We start from the raw sequence: 23,126 nt of genomic DNA, 5'->3' as shown, positions 1-23,126 counted from the left end.
AAGATTTACCGTGAGAAGTCAGGCGAGGTCATAGTACCGAAAAAAAATTTTGGGAAGGACTGAACAATAATCGAGTTCTTGCGCAAAGGAAGGTGAAGTCATGCTAAGAGAGCAGAAAACCAGTAAAAAGGGCTGCCTTTGCCAAGATATGCTGAAAGCAGAGAATAACAAGGGAGCGTGGAGAATTTGAAGCAAACTTGAAGAACATCTTCTACCAAGATATGGAACAGAATGTCATCCGGCAGTTATTTTCCCCGCCTGTAAAAGCAGTAGAAATTCCAAAGAAAAGCGGGGGTAAACGTGTGCTGGGCATTCCAACTGTAGCCGATAGGGGAGCACAGATGGTCGTCAAGATTTATTTCGAGTCGAAAGTGGAGCCGTATTTTCATCCGAATTTCTATGGATATCGGCCAGGCAAATCAGCCATTGAAGCATAGCTATCACTCGACAGCGGCAAATGGGGATTTATCCTGTAGTTGTATGATGGGAGCCGGATGAGCTGAGAGGTTCAAGTCCGGTTCTGAGAGAGCTTTGTGGTGAAACTCCCCAGGCTACTCACCGCAATATCTATGTCAGAACAGAACGTGCAGCCAAGCGGGTGATGATGGGAACTACGCCTTGGGGAATTGCTTGGATAATGCTCTTTCATTCGGCAAATTCTATTTACATTAAAGGTGTCGTTAAGCGATGGCTCGCCTGATTGAATGGAAGCTGACCATCCGATAACAGCCCATTATGTTAAGTGTAAACGAGAGGGGACGCTCGTTGTCCTTGACGCTAAGAAAATTGTCATTCAGATTGCAACAAATCAAGGCAATCTAAACGCCAATTTTTCAGCTTTAACATAATAGATGTTATCCGACGGACTGGGATGCTAAGGTAGCAACGGACTGCGTTGCCGTAGGGATTTGGTTTCTGCCAAATCCTAACTTAGTATATTTAGGCTGTGGAGGCGTTAAATGCTGACTTTACTAATATTTAGGCTCGTATTATTATCTTCATTTATAATTTCCGCTGTAGCTTTAGGTGATTGGAAAAGCGCTGGCAAATATTATCCCACAGTATTATTTATAATGGTTGTAAATTTAACGGCCAGCTTTTTAACATATCATCACGTTTTGTGGAATTTTAATCCAGATGCTTTAGTAAAAACACATACCGTTCTGGAAATCCTTAATTCCTATATTGCCTTACCATGTACCGTATTTGTTTTTCTGTCTAAGCTTCCATCCAATAAATTTTACCAGTATGCATTTATTGGGCTGTGGGTTTCAATTTTCGGCACTATAGAATTTATAGATAAGATAATTGGAGGAATTACCTATCAACACAGTTGGTCTTGGCAGGTTTCAATTATGTTTAATTTTGCTATTTTTTCTATTTTACGCATTCATTATTCAAAACCCGTTTGGGCGTGGATAATTACATTTATCGTTGGATTTATCATATTAATTGTATTTAATTTTAGTTCAGCAGAAATGAAATGATGTTAAGGAGAAATATATAATGGGATTTATGAATATTCCCATCAAACCAGAGTTCTTTCAAACAACCTATTCGGAATACTTGCTTATGGCTCAACATTGGACATGCTGGAAAACATATGTATTTAGTCTTCCATGGTATATTTTAGTATTATCTTTTATTATTCCATGGATAGTATGGTGGAAGTTAGTAGATAAAGAGCGGTTTATTTCAATCGTCATTGTAGGTTTAGTTGTAAGTTTCATATCTTCTGCTATAGATGAAATAGGCTGTATGCTTGTTTTGTGGGAGTACCCTTACAAAATTGTTCCGCTTTTCCCAAGAATAATTCCAGCAGATTATGCTTTTCTACCTGTATCTTATATGTTGATTTATCAATACTTCAGAGACTGGAAATCGTTCTTTTGGGTTTCATTTGCACAGGCTATTATTTTTGGTTTGATTTTTGAGCCATTGTTAGTAAAAATGAACCTATATGTGATGATTAATTGGTATCATTCTTATTCAGTTCCGCTTTACCTTCTTATGGCTATTTTTACAAAATGGTTTGTCACCATTGTTTTCAATATACAACACCAAAAATGACATTCCCTATAGTAGCAGCACAGGAATAGCGGAAAAAAGTTATTTTGAGTAGTACATTTTTACCTCATCTTCCTGGGGGGGCTCCTTCTATGGTCATTGGTAGTAGCTTAGGGGTAAATACTGATGAAGTCGGCATTGTTTTACAAGGGCCAACCGTATATATCGAGCCAGTTGTTGGACTAAGGTATCGGAAAAAAATTCCCGCGAAGCGATTATCAGATCTTTTTAATTTGGATTTGGTACAGAGACTGATATTAGAGACTATGGAGGAAAAATAATTATTTCGCACGATATTCCACGCGGTAGCGAGTTGGATTTTGCTGAGTTCATACTGCTGTATAATACTTTTGCCCCAGGGTTGCCGCTGGCTTTAAATATAAAGGCGGATGGTTTGCAAACCGAGTTAGCAAGATATTTGAGAGAATATAACGTTACGAACTACTTCGTGTTTGATATGTCTATACCGGATACGATCGGTTACTTAAACAACAAATTTCGCTATTGTGTGCGGCAAAGTGAATTTGAAACAATAGATTATCATTCAGTGCTATATATGAACGCATTTGGCGTTTGGCTAGATGAGTTTCATCATCACTGGATTAACACAAATACTTTGTTAAACCATTTAGATAACGGCAAAACAGTATGTATTGTCTCACCAGAGCTCCATGGGCGGGATTATCTTAACGAATGGAACCACTACAAAGAGGCCGGCAAAAATATAAAAACGGACAAGTTAATACTTTGTACTGATCTGCCCGAATACGCCAGGGAATTTTTTGCTAACGGAAAAGGGGCGAGATTGTGATTAAAGCCGTCTTATTTGATATGGATGGAGTGTTGATTGATGCCAGAGAATGGCACTATATTGCGTTAAACAGAGCACTTCAGCTTTTCGGCTTTGAAATAAACAGATATGACCATTTAGTGACATTTGACGGTTTGCCTACTAAGAAGAAACTGGAGATGCTCAGTATAGAAAGAAAATTGCCACGAAAACTGCACTCATTTATCAATTTAATAAAACAGCAGTATACGATGGAGTTGATTCATGTTCAATTGTAGTGGATTTGTCAGACATCATCTTCCAGGGTGACTTTAACCCTGTAGAAATATTCAGGGAAGATCCGTGTATTGGCGGAATTATTCCCTATTTTATTTCCAGAAATCCGCAATATAGCTACTTGGAGTTGTCTGGTCAGTGGGTAAGGCAAACGGCCGAGAAAAAAGTAATAACAGAGGCGGCATCTGCCGGAGTCTATTTTTTTAGAGATGCGCCTTTGTTTTTAGAGGCTGTGGCAGATAGCTTACGCTTTGATAAGTTGTATAGTTATAATAATAATATGTTCTTATGCCCGGCCATGAATGGAATTATCCGCAGTAATAAATTGGTTCAGGCGGTTCAGGTACGGGGGGGGGTGTTGAACTAAGCGCATTATTTCATGCATAAAAAATGCTTTATAATTCCTTAGAGTAACCGGATTGGGGGAGGCAGGATGAATATCGATTTTAATCGGTTGCTTTATATCGAAATGGGCAGTTATCAACGGCCTGTTCCGTTAATAAACTCTTTTGGCGTTGTTTATCCAGTCTAGCAGATGATATTCTGGCAGGTATGTTTTGCCTGAAAGACAATGATCAGATATCGGATATCGGTGGTGGATCAAATCCTTTTTCCAAGGCAACGGTTGTAACAGAACCTTATCTTGAAATGAATACACACAGATCGGGGTTAGATATAAAACCTGGAATGGACTATGTTACCTGTTTTGCCGAAAAGCTTCTTTTGCGGATAAGCAGTTTGACTTTGCAATGGCGAGGCAAGTGTTTGAGCATGTGAAATCTCCCCAAGCGGGTTGCGTTCTATCTTTGGCAGCGTGAGAGTGATGCATGAGCGGCGGTTCGTTTGCGCCCCGGCTGGGCGTTGGCCCATAATACACTGAGAATTATATTATGGAAGCAGGGCAAAAACCAGGAGGCATTATCTGAATTTACTTTTGCGGCACAATTGGAAAAACGCGACGAATACGAGTACAATGCCGGTCTTAAAGAGAGCAGGCTTAACCGATGCTTGTGGATTTTGAGTATGCGCTTTAAATGGATGAAAAGTTTTTTAGCAACTATAGCACCTGCTGTGCGTTTAATATACCAGATTATTTACGGAAACCGCATAGGAATAATGATTAGGAGAAATCGCCTCTACCTTTCAAACAGGTGAGGCGATCTAGTTTGTTATAGCTTATATTGTTGTTCGACCTTGAATACAAATACTTAGAGTTGTATCTTGCTGCGGGTTTTGCGAGCAAAAAGCCACTCGGGCGTAATGAGTGATAGTATCCGGTGCTAGGGCTTCGCTTGTTGAGGGTAAAATGATATGTTCGGCCGATTGCTGCAGCCAATGATGACCATCGGCGCTGACACTCAGAAAAACTATAGCGGGATTGTTACCGGTATTGCTAATGGTATACGCATAATTGTAGCGAAGTACATCAAACGGTGTGGTGTATGACCAATTGTTGGTTGTGTGAACAAGTTTGGTTACATTAATTGTATCTGGTTTGTAAACACAAGGTACTTCGCCCGGGGGCTTATAGTTTATTTCTATAAATGGCCAGTAATTGGAATCACAATAATCTCCACTAAGTAATGAAACAAAATTATCAGGGGAGAACGGGTCACGCATTTTAAACAAGAGCCCCAAATTGGGATTTTTGCAGCTTTGCCATTCCTTTATTAATGCCGTAATTCCAAAGGATAGATGTTCGGTCGTATTAGAGATAGCCGCTGTAGCAATTGGAGTAGGGCTGGTTAAGGGAGGATGCCGCAAGGATGTAGATACTGGTTTCCAACGTGATAGGATGGGATAGGCTTCGATTACTTTGGAACATCCTGGACTGTTATAAATAATAAAGAAATTAGCGGTAGCTGATATAATATCCAGATCAGTAGAAAGAGAAGACAAATCCCATAATGCGATTGATTCATGGCAGGCGTTTGAATGTCCGCCTACTAATAAACAACTACACTTCATGGTTTTGGCTGCTGTTTGGTGGCGGGTAATATACGCGTCAATAAGAGGCGGTCTAATGTACCTTTTTAGCATTCAGCTTCACCTACACTTCACAGAAAAAGTTACTCATAATATGGATATAATACATTTCCCTCATCGGTTCGATGAGGGAAATGTGCTTTACAGACTAAGAATACCGGTAGGATCTCAGCTTTATTCAACCGTATTGCCTTGGAAGAAGATATTTAGGGTTACAGGACTTCCGCTGCCGGTTGCAGAGTAATAATATACACGAGCGTATTTCAGGAAGACAGAAGAAACAAGCGCTGCCGTACCGCCGTTGGCGGCTAGTGTTACCGTCGGGGTTTCAGTTATCCAATTAATAGCATCCGGGCTCAGTTGGAGGTAAGTTGCTGCTACATTGCTTGCGGTATTAACTACGCCATAGGTCCATTGGCCAAGACTCAGAATTTCTCTTTGGGCGCCAGGACCACCTTCGTCAATGGAGCCGGCAGTGAAGGAGACATCTGTTGTAGAAAGTGCAACCGTAACAGGAATTGTAGCAGTCGGGCAAACAGGCAGAGCAGTAGCAGTTGTTATCGGAACATCGGAAGTAGTACAGATAGGCAGGGCGGTAGCGGTGGAAATAGGAGTGGTGCCGGTAGCGCTGATAGGCAGAGCAGTAGTAGTAGTTATCGGGACATCGGAAGTAGTGCAGATAGGCAAAGCAGTGGCGGTGGATATAGGAGTGGTGCCGGTAGCGCTGATAGGCAGAGCAGTAGCAGTGGTTATCGGAACGTCGGAAGTAGTGCAGATAGGCAGGGCGGTAGTGGTGGAAATAGGAGTGGTGCCGGTAGCACTGATAGGCAGAGCGATAGCAGTGGTTATCGGAACATCGGAAGTAGTACAGATAGGCAGGGCAGTAGCAGTGGAGATAGGAGTGGTACCGGTAGCACTGATAGGCAGAGCGGTAGCAGTGGTTATCGGAACATCGGAAGTAGTACAGATAGGCAGGGCAGTAGCAGTGGAGATAGGAGTGGTACCGGTAGCGCTGATAGGCAAGGCGGTAGCGGCGGAAATAGGAGTGGTGCCGGTAGCGCTGATAGGCAGAGCAGTAGCAGTGGTTATCGGAACATCGGAAGTAGTACAGATAGGCAGGGCGGTAGCGGCGGAAATAGGAGTAGTGCCGGTAGCACTAATAGGCAGAGCAGTAGTAGTGGTTATCGGAACATCGGAAGTAGTACAGATTGGCAGGGCAGTAGCGGCAGAAATAGGAGTAGTACCGGTAGAACTGATAGGCAAGGCAGCAGAAGCAGTTACATCTAAACTGCCGGAAGCGTTGGTTTTTAGCGCCGAACTAAGATCACTACCATAGATTTGTACTTTCGCCTTTTGGGGTTGATCTTGAAAGATCTTAAAGTTAGGCATTGTCTTATTTTTCCCCCTGTAATTAAACTTTTTGTAAAAGAGCCATAAAAAGCTGGTAACCATAAAAATGACAATTGGCTCGTTAATATAATCTATGAATTATGAAAAATAAAGGTTCTGCTTTCTATACATAAAGTTCATATGTTTTATGAATCGGCCTATTGCGATTAAGCACCACGCATGTTGCCCTCACATATTATAAATTGATAGTGGGGGTGGGAAAATGCCGACAATTAGCCTATGTATGATTGTTCGTGATGAAGAGAACAGTATTGCCCAATGCCTGGCCAGTGTCCAAGGTGTAGTAGATGAAATAATTGTTGTGGACACAGGTTCTAAAGATGAAACCAAAAGAGTTGCTGCCGGCTTTGGAGCTAAAATTATTGACTTTATTTGGACCGGCAGCTTTGCTGACGCCCGTAACGCATCCCTGGAAGCGGCAAATTGTGATTGGGTGCTTTTCCTTGATGCTGATGAATATCTCGACCCAAATTGCCATGGTGCACTGCGTACGGCGATAGCTTACGATAATGTGGAAGGGTATTATATACCCTTCATTAATATTTATGGTAGTGAAGAGCACCCGGAGCAATGCAAAGATATCTTGTTCCGCTTGTTTCGGAACCGAAGTGAATACCGGTTTCGTGGTATTATTCACGAACAAGTGCTAAACTCTATCCTGGGAAAAAACAACAACGCAAGTATTTGTATTGCTCATAATGTTGCTATTTTCCATTATGGATACTTGCACAGTAAGGTCCAGGAAAAAGATAAGATAAAGCGTAATCTGGAATTGCTCGCGCAACAAATCCAAGCTTCACCTGATGACAAGTATGTACTTTATCAATATGGATTAGAACTCTATCGGGCAGAGCGCTATGGCGAATCGATAGAAATGCTGAAAAAATCCCTGGCAGGTCTTGTGCCAGGGGGGCCTGAAAGTATGTATTTCCCTAAACTAGTGCGTTTACTGGCTATGGCTTATTATCAGGCCGGAAAATATGAAGAAGCGGTTGAGCGTGTTGAATATGGGTTATCTATATTTCCGGACTATGCCGATTTGTATTATTACGGTGGATTATGTCTCTATGAACTTCGGGCTTATGGTACTAGCTTTGAATATTTCAGTAAGGCTGCCAACCAAGGGGAACAAGCTTATGTATATGGCTCATATCCAGGTGTGAGAGGTTGTAAAAGTTATTTTTATATGGGAAAAATTTGTGAAGAATTTGGTAATGAGGAAGAAGCCCTGAGCTATTATTTGGCGGGGTTTCGGGATAATTCTGCTTTTACCATGATATTAGAACAGATGGTGCGAATTTTAGTAAAGGGTGAGGAAAGTGATGATGTAAAAATTGCTCTTGCTAATATATGTGAATGCTGTACACCGGAGGCTAACTATATATTGGGACGGATATTATTCTCGGAGCGGTCTTTTAAACTGGCGGAGGAATATTTTGCGGCAGCAGCAACCGGTGGATTAAAAGCAGCCGACGCAGATATATGCAGGGCCATTTGTCTTGCACAGCAGGATCGCGTGATTGAAGCGTTAAAACTGCTTGATGAGTATGTAAATGATAGTGAGCATTCTGTGAGAGCAATGTATAATAAAGCCGTTGTTTTTTGGCTTCAGGATAATAGCTTCAAAGTACGCAGCGTTACTGATAGCTTGGTGAAATTAGGGTTGGATGAAGATTTTGCGACAATCGTTAAGTTATTAAGAATCCGATCCAGTGAGCATATGGAGCCGGTTAGCCTGCAGCCAAACTCCTCGGAATTACTCTTTGACATATTGTTGAGGGCCACTGATCATGGCTCGGTGGGAAAGGTCGAAGAGATTTTAGCCCGGATGCACCACGAATGGATTAAGATGCACGCGTGTAGACTGATGCAAATGTTTCTAAGACATAACAAACTAAATGAGGCGGAGCGTTATGGAAACATATATTTGGCTAGTAATCACGACTGTTTTGACGCGCTTGTCTACATGGGAGATATAAAATGTCAAAAGCAAGAATACTGGGAGGCAGCAGAATATTACCGGGCGGCTGTTGCCGAAGATCCCGGCAGGCCCAAGGCATATATCAACTTATTGAAGGTATATGACAAACTTTGCCTGGAGACGTTGAAAACTGCTGTTGAAAAACATCCTGATGTGGAACTGTTTAAAGTGATGCTGGAGCAGGAGGCAGCAAGATAATGGGTGGCCTAATCGGTGTTGTTATGATTGTAAAAGATGAAGAAGATAAGCTGAGAGCTTGCTTAGACAGTGTTAAAAATATCGTTGATGAGATTGTTATCGTGGATACAGGATCGGTTGATAAAACTGTGGATATAGCCAGAACTTACACGGACAAAATCTATAGCTATCCTTGGCAGGAGGATTTTAGTGCTGCGCGTAATTTTGCTATCGACAAGTGCAGTTGTAAGTGGATTTTGTCCCTTGATGCCGATGAGCATTTAGAGACTGGGGCGGGGGACCTGCGAGTGCTAATCACAGACACCGCCAGTGAGGCATTTTTTATACCCTTAAAAAATTGTATCAGCCCAAGCGGCAGTGATTTTAATGAAATCGGTGTGCTGCGCTTGTTCCGCAATTTGCCGCAGTACCGCTTTTTTGGCAAAATCCACGAACAAATAAGCATCACAGATCAAGAACTTGTCAGGTTTAGTAATTATCCGGTTATTATCCATGGTTATATAGAACCTGGCCGAAGGCAGAATAAACGCAGGCGAAATATAAGTATGATCACAGAACAATTAAAAAGGCAGCCGGAAAACCAAGAATTTCTAAAATACTATCTGGGCTGTGAATGGCTAGAACTAGGAAAATATCAGCAAGCGTATGAGTGTTTTTGGTCTGCTTATAACAAACTTGACAGCACTCACATCTTCTTTAGGTCAAGCGTTATCAGGAATCTGATTGCCTGCTTACGGCACATGGGGAAATTTGAGGAAGCGTTGACTTTGTGTATGAGGGAAACAGAGGTATATCCGGAATATACCGATTTGTTTTTTGATGGCGGGGTAGTTCTGGAACAGATGGGGGAATACGAAATAGCAAGAAGATGGTTTAAAATCGCTATTGATTTAGGCACACCGTGTATTTTATACCAGCATAGCAACGGGACGGAGGACTTTTTAGCCTACTATCACTTGGGTCATTGCTGTCAAACAATTGGAAAATCTGAAGAGGCTTCTCAATATTACCAAGCGGCGCTGCAGCATAATAAGAATTTTATTTATCCTTTATATGGTCTATATATGGTATTGGCTACCAGGGAAAGCTGCGAGAAAATAATAAGTTATTTCTCTAAGCAGGGTTATATTGAAAGCTATGAGTCTCGGCAGGCGTTGGGCCAGTTGCTCTTTGCCAGCGGGCGGCCTGACTTGGCAGTAAAAGTATGCATGCAAGCAGAAGGATTAACGATGCTTTCCTGTGAACTGGCTAAGTACTCTCTTTATAGTGGCAATTTCAAGCAGGCCCTTGATGTGCTGCAGAAGCTTAAAACCGGAAGCCAACAAAATAATGCAGAGATACTAAAAACGGAGATACTTGCCTATATATTTATGCGCGATATAAGCACCGCGCAAGTAAAGTGTCTGGAGATGTGGCGACACCAGACTATGCGGGCAGAGGCCCTGTCTTTGATGGCACTTATTAAAAGACTAGAAGGCAGGCAACAGACTCATATAACAAAATATGAACCTGGTTTTGTAGAGCATTTGCTGAACATAATGGCTGACTGTTTGCGGTCGTATAGTGAAGATTCGGGCGTATTTATTCATGTCGCAAAATGTTGTGAAGAGCTTATAAGTCAGTTTGAGGAAGGCAGCCGAACACTGTTTGCCTTTTGGCAGCGTGAGATAAAAGGCGTGGAGATGCTTCTTGATATAAGGTATCAAAATATGCGAGGTTTATATTCATGGAAAAAGCGCGGGCCCTGACGGTTTGTCTGATTGTAAAGAATGAGGAGCACTGTTTAGGGGAGTGTCTTGAAAGTATAAAGAAATGGGCAGACCAAATCGTCGTTGTAGATACCGGCTCAACAGATAACACGGTGCAAGTCGCCAGACAATCTGGTGCACAAATTGAGCATTTTCACTGGGAGAGCGATTTTGCAAAAGCGCGTAATTATAGTCTGCAGTTTGCAACAGGTGACTGGATATTGGTAGTAGATGCTGATGAGCAGTTAGCAGAAGGAATGGAATTTCTATCAGAATTGAAGAATACAAATTTTGAAGGCTTTTATATAACTATAAAAAGCCCCCTGGGTGTTGATGGGTGTGTGGCGGAAGACCATGTCGTAAGATTGTTTCGAAATGGCCGAGGGTATACATTCACCGGAGCTATCCATGAACAGATAGCAGGCAGTATAAAAGAACGACAAGGCCAGCAATCAATTGGCTTTTCAAAGATTGTTCTCAAGCACAGCGGTTATGTACCGGAAGAAATTGAACGCAAGCAAAAGACGGTCCGCAATAGCCAGATAATTAAAAACCAGTTAGCCAAGCGGCAAAATGATACATTTATGCTATACAGCCTGGGGACTGAACTTATCCAGCAGGGGCAGTATGGTGAAGCGTATGCAGCAGCCATGAAGGCTCTTAAAAGTATGACCGGGGGAGAAGGGTACTTCAGAGAAGTTTTACTGCTCGCACTTATGGCAAGTCTCAAGAACAGAAGTTATGGAGAAGGTCACGAACTATTTGCCAAAGCGCTAAAAATGATGCCGTTAGATAGTGATATTTTATTTTTGTCAGGCTTGCGTCAAGTGTTGCTAGGTAATTTTATTCTTGCCGGGGAGATGTTTGGTAAAGGGGGAATTAACACCGTTTTAGTGCCGCCGCAGCTAGCTTACGCCATTGTTGGCGAGACTTTCTTTCGGCAAGGAATTTGGCATGAAGCAGTTAAGAGTTTCACCCGATCAATACAGGCATATCCTTCGTTGTATTGTATTGTGAGGATAATTGATATTGTAAGACAGGGCGAACCGGAAGCCGTCCGGATTTTAGCAGAGGCCGTTGGTCATGATTACAAACGCCTGGTTCACGAGGCTATTTACCAAGAGGATTATTATGCGGCTGCTATCATTTGTCTTGCCGCAATAGATAGGGATTCGGAAAAGAGTTTTAGTCAATGGAGAAGTTTATATCAATCCATTGTTGTCCGAGTAAATAAAATGCCAGCCGTTATTAAAGATTACTTGAATATTTTATGTCAGCAAATGGAGATATGTAATGGTGCCTTAGTTACCGATAAAGGATCTCAATTTGTACACAGCTATCTGGTAAATGCGGTAAATAGAAGTCTGGGAGTATGGTTAACATTGTGGCCGGAGCATATTGTGCCGGTAACTATTTGGGAGTGTTGTTTGTGATGAAGGTAGTCATTGGTAGTCCTGTAAAGCAGAAAGAGGCCATATTGGAACAGTTTTTGCAATCGTTGGATAATTTGGATTACCAAGGGTTAGCGGTAGACTATATATTTGTTGACGATAATGAGACACCAAGCAGCCTGTTACACGATTTCGCCGCTAAACATGCCAATGCTCTGATTGTAAAGGGAGATATCCAGTCAGAATATCGCTGTACAGAAGAAACCCATTGTTGGCAGGAAAACCTTATCTGGAAAGTAGCTGCGTATAAAGACCGGATGATTGAGTATGCTCTGAAAGCGGATGCCGAATATTTATTTTTAGCTGACTCGGATTTATATTTACAGCCGGAGACAGTTCGGCATCTAATCGAACTGAAAAAGGACGTCGTATCGGAGGTGTTCTGGACAAAATGGACACCGGAGCTCGCGCCTTTGCCTCAAGTATGGGTAGGTGATCAATATAGGCTGTTTAGCGCCAAGCGAGGAGTACAGTATAGCGAAGCGGAACAAGAGGAAAGAAGTCAGGAATTCATAAATATGCTTAAGACACCAGGGGTTTATAAAGTTGGCGGGCTGGGAGCCTGTACAATGATAAGCCGTCGAGCACTTGAGAAAGGAGTTAATTTTAAAGAGATATATAATCTTGGCTTAATTGGTGAAGACCGGCATTTCTGCGTGCGCGCAGCCGCCTTGGGGTTAGAGCTTTATGCGGATACCCGGTATCCGCCGTTTCATATATACAGGGAGTCGGAGCTGGTAACGCTGGCTACGTATAAAAATAGAATAAGAAAAAGCGTAAAGCCGCCTAAATTAACGGTTGGAATGCTGGTAAGGAACGAAAGCGGCCGTTACTTAGAAAAAGTTCTGGATCATATTACCAGGTATGCAGATGAAGTGGTAATTTTAGACGATGGCAGCACCGACAATACTGTCGCCATCTGCCGCCAACAATTAATAAATATACCTCATTGTATTGTGGAAAATAGCATAAGCAGATTCAATAATGAAGTAGAGTTGCGCAAAGCCTTGTGGGATATGGCTGCAAGCACTCGGCCGGATTGGATCATGATTTTGGATGCCGATGAAATATTTGAGACCAAAGCTGTTAAAGAAATCAGGGAGTTAATTACTGATGACAGCATGGATGTGGTTTATTTCCGGTTATATGATATGTGGAATGAACGCAGCTATCGGGAAGACGGCTATTGGATGGCTCACCGGGTATACCGGCCGTTTTTAGTCAGATACCAACAAGATTATTCGTATGAGTGGCAGGAACAGGCGTTGCACTGTGGCAGATTTCCGGCAAATATACATAATCTTCCCGGTAAGAAAAGCAATTTGCGGGTGCAGCATTTTGGCTGGGCCCGGCCGGAAGACAGGGTCGCAAAATACTTACGCTACAAAGAGCTTGACCCTATAGCGAAATATGGAATACATGAACAATATCTTTCCATTCTTGATCCTAAACCAAATTTAATAGAGTGGCGGGATGATGAGTAATTACAGAAAACCACACTGCGTCGAACATTTGCAGTGTGGTTTCTTATTGTACGCTATTAAGATGTTGAAATATTAAGCGGGTTGTTAGGCTGCACGGAACAGTGTTCTGTATGGTATGCGGATACAGCTCCTGGCGGGTTTCCCGTCGCAAGGAAATTAGCAAGAAATGGTTTACATTCATGAGGTGGCAGATAATGATTGGCTCGCGCGAGTTTCACACTCGAAATCTTTACATTTAGTCTTAATTCTATCTCTCTTGCGTTAGAAAGCTGCGGGAACTGGGTAGCAATATTACATTTCAAACAAGCATTCATATCTGTACGTGCATGGGAATAAGCAATCGTTTGGTCAAAAGGCAGTTTAAATAGCGCAAAAGTTACCGGCTGTGTCTCGGTGCGAACTGCTGCTACATATTCTGTAAAAATATTGATATAGCCAGTAATACGTATTTGTCTAGTTGAAACGATACATTGCTCAATTACCGGTGTTGATGTAACTCGCAGCAAAAATTCAATATCAGGTTTGTCATCAGGGATGGATAAGGTATTATTGACGGTAAACTCAGGGACTCTTCTGTACTTTTTACGCGACATAACATGATCCTCCTACTTATGATGTACGCTAATATATCGGTACATAACAATTTTATAGAAATTGTAATATACAATGCTTTAAGAGCTTATTAGTTATATTTACTAATAGTGTATGATCTAAAATGAAAAGTGTTCCTTTGAGATGAAAGTACAGTGTTTGCATAAGAAAAAAGATTAATTACAAAATGAGGTTTTTTAAATTCTTGTTAGATGCGAGATTATCCGACCTCACCACCTTTTATGTAACTGTGTTTTGGAACTATCGCGGGGTATGTAACATATAATGAAACAGATGATAAAAGTACATCCGAAGAATCTTGATAGCGAAATCATTCAATTTCGAGGAGGAATATACATGGATGACAGCTTGGTTACCGTTGCTGGTCTCTGTGATCTTAAAGGAATTAATTTTACTAAAGGCGTAGATAATTTCTGGACTCAAATCTCGATTCAGGATAGTTTAAATATTCCTGAGATAAAACCAGAGATCGAGCAAATCACAGGAGTAAACGTAGCAGTAAAGATCATTAGAAAAAAGGTAATTGTAACACCTAGTACAGACTCGTGTCCAAATTTTGAAGGCAAATTACTTACGGGGCGAAAACTAATTGTTGAAGGAGAACTTTGCCAGACAATAACCTTTATCGCTGATCGCTGTGAACAACCTGTGCACACAGCGCGTTTTATAATTCCTTTTTCTGCTTTTATCGTCATTCCCAAAAGAGTGCGGGTATGGTTTAAGGAGAAAGAGCAAGAGGTCGATTCGCTCAATATTATTTTTCAGGTTAATACTTGCTTAGAGGACGTGTTTGTTAAAAAAATCACCCCAAGAGAGATATTTGATAATGTATTATTACTACTGCAGGCTGTACCGGTTACAGTTAACATGTGTGACGAGTAGTTAAGGCATATGTGCAAAAAGGAGGAATAAATATGAGGTATTGCGATAAAGACCCTGCAAAAGAGAATGCTGCCATAGATTATGTGGATTGTAGAGTTATGGGGACGTTTGAAAACCCAATGCGGTCTGACAGTAAAGATCGAACTCAACTTCTTACTATTAACGGAATATGCCCCCGGGAAAAACTCGAAGATTTTTTGGATGATGGTCGTATCCGGCGATGGACGGAACTAGTGGTACCGGAAGTGTTATGCATTCCATCATATAAACCTGATATTGAACAAATAATAAGCATTTCTTTGGTTGTAGAGATTATCTGTGAGCGGGTGATAAACACACCTTTTAAAACAAACAACCCTAGGCTGTCCCCGCCCATTTTTAATCAGGAAGGCACAGCAATAACCGGGAAAAAGCTGCTGGTAGAAGGAGTTCTTCGCCAAAAAATTGTGTACGCTACTATTGAGACGCAAAGTGTGCATGCCGTACATTTTGATACGCCGTTCTCCGCTTTTATTGTCCTTGAACCGCAGGATTCGTCTGCAAAAAAATTCAAAGTTGACGTTTGTATCGAAGATGTTTTTGTCACAGACATTACTTCGAGAACAATAATAAAAAATGTTACATTGGTTATTAGGGCACTGCCTTTCGTACGCTAACATAGACAGGGAGGGTTTCACCGATGAAAGTATGTCAATGCTTTGGGCAAAGCGCTGTTGAGATAATTGGTTTGTGTGATCCGGACGAAGTGATTATATGTGTAGAACGCCAGGATAAGGATGATTGCCTTGAGGCGGGAGCCTGGACGCAGATATCTGTTCCGGAATTATTTAGATTGCCGTGCGATAAACCCGATATTGGAACAATTGATAAAGTATTTATTGAAGTGAAGAGTATTTCAACAAGAATGGTAAATACTCCAATTGGTCCCTGCCCCGATCGAGAGAACTTGGAAGGCACTAGGCTGACAGGAAAAAAACTGGTTATTGAAGGAGTGCTAAAGCAAAAAGTCGTCTATACTGCAGCCAGACCGGATCAGCCAGTTTTTACAGTGCATTTTGAAGCTCCGTTCTCCGCATTTATCGTTATGCCACCGAAGGCCGAGATGAAAGAATTTTGTGTAGAATCCTGTATTGAAGATGTTTTTGCAATCCCCTTTAATCCTCGAGAAATATTTAAAAATGTAACAATATTTTTGCAGGCGAAACCACTTTGTACCGATGGCCGCGTTTATATTGAATAGAACTCTAAATAGGAAAAAGAGGTCGACTGAAGCTAGTTGCTTTCAGGCGGCCTCTTTTTTGAAGTTTATCCTTCGTAACTGTATCCGAATGATATACCATGACTATTTCCCATTGTGCACGGCTGAATATCGGTTGGTACATGGTAATCATCAGTGAAAACAGGGTCTCTAGCCTGAGGTTTGCAATAACCGCTGTGATATGACTGATAATTGTAAGAAAATGGAGAAGAATTACTGTCGGGATGAGGTTTGTAGTCATGATTGTGAGGGGAAGGCATATAATCATAGCTGTGAGGCGGCTTATAGTCATGCTTGTGAGAATGCGGCATGCAATCGCACTTGTGAGGTGGCGTGCAGTCATGGTCGTGAGAAGGAGGGTAATTGTAGCTGTGGGGCGGCTTACAGTCCTGCTTGTGAGAATGCGGCATGCAATCGTACTTGTGAGAAGGCTTGCAGTCATGGTCGTGAGAAGGAGGGTAATTGTAGCTGTGGGGCGGCTTACAGTCCTGCTTGTGAGAAGGCGATATGCACTCGCATTTGTGAGGCGGCATGCAGTCATGGTCGTGAGAAGGAGGGTAATTGTGGCTGTGGGGCGGCTTACAGTCATGCTTGTGAGAAGGCGATATGCACTCGCATTTATGAGAAGGCTTGCAGTCATGATCGTGAGAAGGCTTGCAATCATGATCGTGAGAAGGCTTGCAGTCATGGTCGTGAGAGGGCTTGCAATCATGATCGTGAGAAGGCTTGCAGTCATGATCGTGAGAAGACTTGCAATCACAGTCATGAGAGGGCTTGCAATCATTGTTATGAGATGACTTGCAATCATTGTCATGAGAGGGCTTGCAATCATTGTTATGAGAAGGCTTGCAGTCATGGTCATGAGAAGGCTTGCAGTCATGGTCATGAGAAGGCTTGCAGTCATGGTCATGAGAAGGCTTGCAGTCATGGTCATGAGAAGGCTTGCAGTCATGGTCATGAGAAGGCTTGCAATCATGATCGTGAGAAGGCTTGCAGTCATGATCGTGAGAAGGCTTGCAATCATGGTCGTGAGAGGGCTTGCAGTCATGATCATGAGAAGACTTGCAATCATGGTCGTGAGATGACTTGCAATCATTGTCATGAGAGGGCTTGCAATCATTGTTATGAGAAGGCTTGCAATCATGGTCATGAGAAGGCTTGCAGTCATGATCGTGAGAAGGCTTGCAATCATGATCGTGAGAAGGCTTGCAGTCATGATCGTGAGAAGACTTGCAATCATGATCATGAGAGGGCTTGCAGTCATTGTCATGAGAGGGCTTGCAGTCATTGTCATGAGAAGGCTTGCAGTCATTGTCGTGAGAAGACTTGCAGTCATGGTCAGGAGAGGGCTTGCAATCATTGTTATGAGAAGGCTTGCAGTCATGGTTATGAGAAGGCTTGCAGTCATGGTTATGAGAAGGCTTGCAGTCATGATCATGAGAAGGCTTGCAGTCATGATCATGAGAAGGCTTGCAGTCATGATCATGAGAAGGCTTGCAATCATGATCGTGAGAAGGCTTGCAGTCATGATCGTGAGAAGGCTTGCAGTCATGATCGTGAGAAGGCTTGTAATCATGGTCGTGAGAGGGCTTGCAGTCATGATCATGAGAAGACTTGCAATCATGGTCGTGAGATGACTTGCAATCATGGTCATGAGAGGGCTTGCAATCATTGTTATGAGAAGGCTTGCAATCATTGTTATGAGAAGGCTTGCAATCATTGTCATGAGAGGGTTTGCAATCATGGTCATGAGAAGGCTTGCAGTCATGGTCATTTGAAGGCTTGCAGTCATGATCGTGAGAAGGCTTGCAGTCATGGTCATTTGAAGGCTTGCAGTCATGATCGTGAGAAGGCTTGCAGTCATGGTCATTTGAAGGCTTGCAGTCATGATCGTGAGAAGGCTTGCAATCACAGTCGTGAGAAGGCTTGCAGTCATGATCATGAGAGGGCTTGCAGTCATGGTCATTTGAAGGCTTGCAGTCATGATCGTGAGAAGGCTTGCAATCACAGTCGTGAGAAGGCTTGCAGTCATGATCATGAGAGGGCTTGCAGTCATTGTCATGAGAAGGCTTGCAGTCATGATCATGAGAGGGTTTGCAGTCATGGTTATGAGAAGACTTGCAGTCATGGTCATGAGAAGGCTTGCAATCACAGTCATGAGAAGGCTTGCAGTCATTGTCATGAGAGGGCTTGCAGTCATGATTGTGAGACGGCTTGCAGTCATGGTCGTGAGACGGCTTGCAGTTATGATCATGAGAAGACTTGCAGTCATGGTCGTGAGAGGGCTTGCAGTTATGGTCGTGAGACGGCTTGCAGTGATGATCGTGAAACGGCTTGCAATCACAATCGTGAGAAGACTTGCAGTCATGATCGTGGGGTGGCGGCATGCAATCACAGTCATGAGACGGCTTGCATTCTTGCTCAAGGACACAGTGTTTATCCGTATGTTTTGGTGAACAATTGTGGCATGGTTCGGAACAATGTGGATGCAAGTGCTTAAATTTATGTGAAAACTTAACTTTGCATAGTTTTAAAAGGATTACGGTGTTAATGATCCTTGAATTTCTAAGTGTAGTCTCACAAAAAGTAATTCTAGTTTTCAGAAAAGCACATAAGCGATCACGGGCAAACGGGTGGATCAACAAACCGTTAAAAGGTATCTCAGTGCGCCAAAAGTGTATAGGCTGCATACAGTCAGATGCGCAGGCCACATACTCTACACAGATATCGACATGTCCAGTAAAGAAAATTTTTTTCCGTGTAGTAATCGTTTTAGCAATTCTTGGTGTTGCCCAGACGCGCAGTATTGAATAGATATCAGGTTTATGTTTAGGGATAGTGAGAATACCATTTACGGAAATTTGAGTACATCCCATATTCAAATCTCCTCCTATCTTATGTGGTATAGCAGGTGCATTTTTTGATAATGGCTAGTGTTTGGTAGAGAGGCTACCTGCCGAGTACTGTGTGTGCCTAACGTCGATAATTGTCATTGTCATCGCGTGGGTAAGAGCTATAATTATGAGGTTTTTCAAATTCCGGGCAGATAAAAATGACTGTTGTTACTGTCAGGCATCTGCAATCTAAGCAGCGAACTGAAATGTCTTCTATTGCGGAACATACCTGTACCACTTCATCTTTAAAAGATCCTAACAGTATTAAGGTGCAAAACGGGATTTCAAAATGAGCACAATGGACAGACTGGCAGGGATCATCGGCAGCAAAAGTAACTTTAATCTGCTTTTTTCCTTCGACAACTACCTTTTTTCCTACAGGGGTACAAATTAGCCTGGATGATAAAAGAATTACGTTTACGCACACTTCTAAAACATCTCGAATGTTAGGATTCGGGTGTGGTATACATAATTTATCAGTTTCACAGAATTCGGTGCAGGGATGACGGGGAGGACACTTTGGAAATTGTGATGTGGGAGTAATACCCGAAACATCAACAAACTTACTATTCATGAGGTTTCCTCCTTGCATTACAAAATATCTTCATATTTCCGTTTAATCCATTTTATGATTTTATGAGGACTTATGTTACAATAAACAGATATTAATTAAAATTATTATGTTTGGTTGAGCCCGCTTGGCGTTACTTATAAGTTTCTTAGGGAGTTAATGGGCCGGAGTGCCAAAATGGCGAAGTCAACTGAAAAATGCCGGTGCGTCTGTGCGCCCCGGCATGGTGGCTTTATGGTATATTATCTGTGAGACAAGCGGTACCGCTGGTTAGTCCTATTGAGGAAATATCATCCCAATTAATTAATATGGAGGAATTCACTGCGTAAAGTGTCTCGGCGGCTCCGGTGAAGCCGATTATCGGTGTAATTCTTGAGGGACTAACTAGGAGGTCGGCAGAAAAAGTCGGGCAGCAGATGTTTCCGGGAATACATTCTAGCGTCAAGCGAATAAAGCGAGGGCCACAACACTCTTCCATGCGTTGTGCTGAGGTCTCTTTTAGGCTATCATCTGCATCAGATGTGGAACTATCCGGGCGGGTATTTGTCAGTCGGCCACAATCCCAGTCTTCAATTGTCCCTTGATAGACAATACCGCATTGAGTGACAACAGTAGCTCTTATATCTCCCAGTATGCAACCCAAATTTACTCTATCTTCATCTCTCAAGGTCATAACTTACGTTACTCCTTTCTTCTAAAATTCATATAAGCGAAGTACAGTGGTCACTATATTTAACTGTTAGTAAGCACGAAACCCCGGAAGACCGGGGTTTCGTTTTTTTCAACAAAGCAAGACATTAACCGGTAACAAGGCAGTTACGGCTTGGGCCTATGACGGCAACATCCTCTAAGTTAATTAATATAGTGTCATCCTCTACAAATAATGGTCCTGCTGCTGTTAAACCTACGATTCTGGCATCACCTGTTGTTGTTTCTGGACAGCACACAAAAGCAGGAGGGCACTCTAGGCGCAGGCAGATGAATTTGGGTTCATCTTCGCATTTGACATCAATATCAATCGGTTTGGGGCAATGATGTTTTTTCTCTTCGTGCTCTTTGCATTCTTCTTTCTCATGTTTCTCATGGCCGCAGTCCATAGTCATAGCTGGGAAAACAACTGGGCAGCCATATTGCGCACGGGTATGCTCGTCGTCTTCTTCAACGATGACTCCTTGGAATATAAAGCCACAGCAGGTTACGACAGTAACATTCACGTTTCCTAATACGCAGTCGAGATTAAATCCTTTTCCTTTTTTCTTCCCACCAAATGGCATAATTGAATCTCTCCTTGTTAAATAATTTTTTTGGCGTTTGCCTACTATATACTATGCAACGCTATTGTTAAGTGCTTATGAAAAATAGATTTTTTTTATTTTCGCATACCTTGTTGCACACTGTAATATATGCATTAACATTGCTGTGGTTAATTGTCCCCACAAAAAAAATAATATTAGAGAAACTATATAGGCTGCCTGCCCCGGAGGCAGACGGTTGTCCTGGTATTCGTTAATTCGAGGTTATTGTTGATCAAGCAGCTCCTCGTCGCAGAGCACCTTCGCACTGCGGTCAATCTCGTCTTGCAGTATCTCATCGATGGGGAGAACTGCAGTAGGAGCCGTTAGAAAATGATAGTAGTGCTGTCTGAAAAGTCGCATCACATGCTCCACTCCTGCCGGCTTCACTGCGCGTAGGTCGGCTTCAAAATACCGGCCACGATTAAAGTTTCCAGTAATGATTTCGTAAGAAGGAAAGTAATCCACCTGGTCGAACTCGTCCGCGATTTCCCCGGCAGCGACCCGAAGGATGGATTTGCTGTAGGTGGTAGATACAAGAACGTGTCTTTGCTCATAAGTTGCGATCAGTGGCACGGGTGAGACCGTGATGATAATCCGCACCCGGGGGTTTACCGCTTGCAGCTTGGCTATGAAGTCGCGCATGTCTTTGCGGATTTCAGTCACGCTGAAATTGACAAATTCGTAGTCGGCCTCATTCAGGCCAGTCGCCACAACGCAGGGGGCTACCGGAAACACTGAGCCATCGGATTTTGCCTGCCAGGATTCGGTCAGGCCAAGAGTGAAGACGAAAACATCCATTGTCTCGAACATGTGTCGCACGGCGGCAAAGTGCTCTTCGCGCGCGGTGATGACGGCCTCGGTGTTAGGGAAGCCGTCGCTTTCCATCTGCGGCCGGAACGGATCAATGAACCGCCCATCGTGCCTGATCCAGGAGATATCGCACGGCTTGAATCGGCCATAGGCACGGCCCAGAAGTTGCACTAATTGACGGGCGGTGTAGATATTGCCGTAACGGGCGCTGAACAGGCCATAACTGCTTGCTGACGCCTGCTCGCTTGATAGGTCCTCGGGAGCAGTCTCGGTTACATAGTAGTTATAGCCGTTCTTGACCAGAGTGCTCGCGATATGCTGGGCAAAACAACTGCCCGCCGTCGCGATCCGGTCAGTTTCGGTGAGCTGGAACTTGGTCCGTACCACCGGATCTACTTCGTTCCAGGGCACTTTGGCTACACTTTTGCGCCAGAAACAAAAGTCGGGAAGACTAGAGTAGGGATTAGCGCTTTTACGTTTTGCGCGAGAGGCGATTTCCGCGAGATTATGGTATAGTTGACTCTGTTCAAGGACCCGACTACAGCGCAGCTCCTCATGGGGAAAGGGAGTAAAGCATTTGAAGGAGCCTTCGATGTATTCCCGCAGCGTAAGGCATAGATCATTCGAAACCCTAAAAACATAATCTCCTTCGAGGCCAAGGCGTTGGGCAATGGGTGGATAAACCGGCCAAACCAAGGAGCTCAGCCTGTCAGGGAGGAATTCCTCCGGCCGATGAGGCATGGGTGTGGGGATGATGCCGAGCTTCTTAAGAATAGCTTCCGCAATACTACTAAGTACAAATAGCTTAGGATGATTCACCGAGTAGGCGAAGCAGCCACGTGCAGCCCAACAGTCGAATGAGCCACTTAGATCAAGGTCTGAGTGGCGGATATCGCTCAACAGCGCTTGTTTGGACGTTTCCCAAAAATCAAAGAACTTAAGATGCTCAAATACCGGTTCGCAAAACAGCTCCTCCGTTTGGTCGACAGTTAATCCCTTCATCCAGGCATAAAATATGATGGAGGACTGATAGTCGCTCATCGGCGATTTCACGATACCTTTCGTGCTAGAGATGTAGACAAGATCAGGATGAAACGCGGGAAAGTACCATGTTGGACAACTCAGGATGTATTTATCTTTAAGACTATCCAACAAATTTCCTTCATTAAGCAGATCGCTAAAATGCGTCTGCAAAATAATAGCGTCACAGCTTTTGGCAGCTTCTACGGAATCTCTGATATCGGGGTGGACGCCGAGATTGGTGGATAATATTTGGCATTCTGGTGCCATAACCCTGAGGCACTGAGAAATACCATCTACTTGGCAACTGCCAAATAGAGCAATCTTCATGGGTTTTCCTCCTATCTTGTATTATGATTAAGTCCATTAGATGTCAAGCAAACAATTTTTTTC

25 protein-coding genes and 2 pseudogenes are annotated in these 23,126 nt (G+C 42.9%); 19 read left to right on the top strand and 8 right to left on the bottom strand.

The annotated features are described in order from the left end of the window. Positions 1-216 precede the first annotated feature (216 nt). The 7 genes and pseudogenes from SRRS_RS25015 to SRRS_RS24985 form a co-directional block, all read left to right on the top strand. Positions 217-434: pseudogene (locus tag SRRS_RS25015) on the top strand (group II intron reverse transcriptase/maturase); the annotation flags it as partial. 525 nt (positions 435-959) lie between these two features. Further along, positions 960-1,487: a CBO0543 family protein gene (locus tag SRRS_RS25010; protein ID WP_371364219.1), complete on the top strand. Its 528-nt coding sequence runs from the start codon at positions 960-962 to the stop codon at positions 1,485-1,487. 19 nt (positions 1,488-1,506) lie between these two features. Then, positions 1,507-2,070, top strand: coding sequence for a CBO0543 family protein (locus tag SRRS_RS25005; RefSeq protein WP_371364217.1), 564 nt, complete (start codon positions 1,507-1,509; stop codon positions 2,068-2,070). Positions 2,071-2,159: 89 nt separating this feature from the next. Continuing rightward, positions 2,160-2,348, top strand: coding sequence for a hypothetical protein (locus SRRS_RS25000; RefSeq protein WP_371364215.1), 189 nt, complete (start codon positions 2,160-2,162; stop codon positions 2,346-2,348). A gap of 32 nt (positions 2,349-2,380) precedes the next feature. Next, entirely contained in the window at positions 2,381-2,878 is a 498-nt protein-coding gene (locus SRRS_RS24995) for a hypothetical protein (RefSeq protein WP_371364214.1), read from the top strand. Then, positions 2,875-3,135, top strand: a complete 261-nt coding sequence (locus SRRS_RS24990) for an HAD hydrolase-like protein (protein WP_371364212.1) — start codon at positions 2,875-2,877, stop codon at positions 3,133-3,135. The genes SRRS_RS24995 and SRRS_RS24990 overlap by 4 nt, the downstream gene beginning before the upstream one ends. Positions 3,136-3,140: 5 nt before the next feature. Beyond that, positions 3,141-3,500, top strand: a complete 360-nt coding sequence (locus tag SRRS_RS24985; protein WP_371364210.1) for a hypothetical protein — start codon at positions 3,141-3,143, stop codon at positions 3,498-3,500. 809 nt (positions 3,501-4,309) lie between these two features. Here the strand turns inward: SRRS_RS24985 and SRRS_RS24980 are convergent. Together SRRS_RS24980 and SRRS_RS24975 are read right to left on the bottom strand one after the other, a co-directional pair. Continuing rightward, positions 4,310-5,173, bottom strand: a complete 864-nt coding sequence (locus SRRS_RS24980) for a DUF6385 domain-containing protein (RefSeq protein ID WP_371364208.1) — start codon at positions 5,171-5,173, stop codon at positions 4,310-4,312. A 120-nt stretch (positions 5,174-5,293) separates the two neighbouring features. Continuing rightward, a complete protein-coding gene (locus SRRS_RS24975) occupies positions 5,294-6,508 on the bottom strand; it encodes a DUF6385 domain-containing protein (protein WP_371364206.1) in 1,215 nt (404 codons plus the stop codon). A 223-nt stretch (positions 6,509-6,731) separates the two neighbouring features. On the opposite strand from SRRS_RS24975, the gene SRRS_RS24970 reads away from it, so the two are divergent. From SRRS_RS24970 to SRRS_RS24955, 4 genes are read left to right on the top strand one after another with little or no spacing between them, the layout of a single operon-like run. Next, entirely contained in the window at positions 6,732-8,708 is a 1,977-nt protein-coding gene (locus SRRS_RS24970; RefSeq protein ID WP_371364204.1) for a glycosyltransferase, read from the top strand. Then, positions 8,708-10,456, top strand: a complete 1,749-nt coding sequence (locus SRRS_RS24965; RefSeq protein WP_371364203.1) for a glycosyltransferase — start codon at positions 8,708-8,710, stop codon at positions 10,454-10,456. Before SRRS_RS24970 ends, SRRS_RS24965 begins: the two co-directional genes overlap by 1 nt. Beyond that, positions 10,435-11,889, top strand: coding sequence for a glycosyltransferase (locus SRRS_RS24960; RefSeq protein ID WP_371364201.1), 1,455 nt, complete (start codon positions 10,435-10,437; stop codon positions 11,887-11,889). The genes SRRS_RS24965 and SRRS_RS24960 overlap by 22 nt, the downstream gene beginning before the upstream one ends. After that, on the top strand, positions 11,829-13,391 hold the full coding sequence (locus SRRS_RS24955; protein ID WP_371364199.1) for a glycosyltransferase: 1,563 nt from the start codon (positions 11,829-11,831) through the stop codon (positions 13,389-13,391). The genes SRRS_RS24960 and SRRS_RS24955 overlap by 61 nt, the downstream gene beginning before the upstream one ends. 56 nt (positions 13,392-13,447) lie before the next feature. On the opposite strand, the gene SRRS_RS24950 is transcribed toward SRRS_RS24955, so the two are convergent. Continuing rightward, complete coding sequence (locus tag SRRS_RS24950) at positions 13,448-13,984, bottom strand: DUF3794 domain-containing protein (protein ID WP_371364197.1); 537 nt, start codon at positions 13,982-13,984, stop codon at positions 13,448-13,450. Positions 13,985-14,339: 355 nt separating this feature from the next. On the opposite strand from SRRS_RS24950, the gene SRRS_RS24945 reads away from it, so the two are divergent. The 8 genes from SRRS_RS24945 to SRRS_RS24910 all read left to right on the top strand — a co-directional run bounded on the left by SRRS_RS24945 (position 14,340) and on the right by SRRS_RS24910 (position 18,599). Further along, entirely contained in the window at positions 14,340-14,885 is a 546-nt protein-coding gene (locus SRRS_RS24945) for an SPOCS domain-containing protein (protein ID WP_371364195.1), read from the top strand. Positions 14,886-14,917: 32 nt separating this feature from the next. Next, positions 14,918-15,541 (top strand): DUF3794 domain-containing protein, encoded by a 624-nt coding sequence (locus SRRS_RS24940; protein ID WP_371364193.1) that lies wholly within the window; start codon positions 14,918-14,920, stop codon positions 15,539-15,541. 23 nt (positions 15,542-15,564) lie between these two features. After that, a complete protein-coding gene (locus SRRS_RS24935; RefSeq protein WP_371364191.1) occupies positions 15,565-16,125 on the top strand; it encodes a DUF3794 domain-containing protein in 561 nt (186 codons plus the stop codon). A gap of 257 nt (positions 16,126-16,382) precedes the next feature. Continuing rightward, a complete protein-coding gene (locus tag SRRS_RS24930; RefSeq protein WP_371364189.1) occupies positions 16,383-16,940 on the top strand; it encodes a hypothetical protein in 558 nt (185 codons plus the stop codon). Positions 16,941-16,955: 15 nt separating this feature from the next. Further along, positions 16,956-17,228 carry a hypothetical protein gene (locus tag SRRS_RS24925; protein ID WP_371364187.1) on the top strand — a complete coding sequence of 91 codons (273 nt, stop codon included), beginning with the start codon at positions 16,956-16,958 and terminating at the stop codon, positions 17,226-17,228. Positions 17,229-17,243: 15 nt separating this feature from the next. After that, complete coding sequence (locus tag SRRS_RS24920; protein WP_371364185.1) at positions 17,244-17,780, top strand: hypothetical protein; 537 nt, start codon at positions 17,244-17,246, stop codon at positions 17,778-17,780. A gap of 9 nt (positions 17,781-17,789) precedes the next feature. After that, the gene (locus tag SRRS_RS24915) at positions 17,790-17,921 is read left to right on the top strand and encodes a hypothetical protein (RefSeq protein ID WP_371364183.1); all 132 of its coding nucleotides are present in this window, start codon (positions 17,790-17,792) and stop codon (positions 17,919-17,921) included. Between the two features lie 204 nt (positions 17,922-18,125). Continuing rightward, positions 18,126-18,599: a hypothetical protein gene (locus tag SRRS_RS24910; RefSeq protein WP_371364181.1), complete on the top strand. Its 474-nt coding sequence runs from the start codon at positions 18,126-18,128 to the stop codon at positions 18,597-18,599. A gap of 126 nt (positions 18,600-18,725) precedes the next feature. On the opposite strand, the pseudogene SRRS_RS24905 reads toward SRRS_RS24910, so the two are convergent. From SRRS_RS24905 to SRRS_RS24885, 5 genes and pseudogenes are all read right to left on the bottom strand, one after another. Next, positions 18,726-19,019, bottom strand: a pseudogene (locus SRRS_RS24905) (DUF3794 domain-containing protein); the annotation flags it as partial. 97 nt (positions 19,020-19,116) lie between these two features. Further along, the gene (locus tag SRRS_RS24900; RefSeq protein ID WP_371364179.1) at positions 19,117-19,611 is read right to left on the bottom strand and encodes a DUF3794 domain-containing protein; all 495 of its coding nucleotides are present in this window, start codon (positions 19,609-19,611) and stop codon (positions 19,117-19,119) included. A gap of 229 nt (positions 19,612-19,840) precedes the next feature. Next, a complete protein-coding gene (locus SRRS_RS24895; RefSeq protein ID WP_371364177.1) occupies positions 19,841-20,281 on the bottom strand; it encodes a hypothetical protein in 441 nt (146 codons plus the stop codon). 124 nt (positions 20,282-20,405) lie between these two features. Continuing rightward, positions 20,406-20,882, bottom strand: a complete 477-nt coding sequence (locus tag SRRS_RS24890; protein ID WP_371364175.1) for a hypothetical protein — start codon at positions 20,880-20,882, stop codon at positions 20,406-20,408. 243 nt (positions 20,883-21,125) lie between these two features. Further along, a complete protein-coding gene (locus tag SRRS_RS24885) occupies positions 21,126-23,063 on the bottom strand; it encodes a GSCFA domain-containing protein (RefSeq protein ID WP_371364174.1) in 1,938 nt (645 codons plus the stop codon). Between the last annotated feature and the right edge of the window lie 63 nt (positions 23,064-23,126).

Origin of the sequence: Sporomusa rhizae (assembly GCF_041428845.1) — a bacterium.
Taxonomy (GTDB): domain Bacteria; phylum Bacillota; class Negativicutes; order Sporomusales; family Sporomusaceae; genus Sporomusa; species Sporomusa rhizae.
This window is presented reverse-complemented; position numbering and strand designations above follow the sequence as displayed.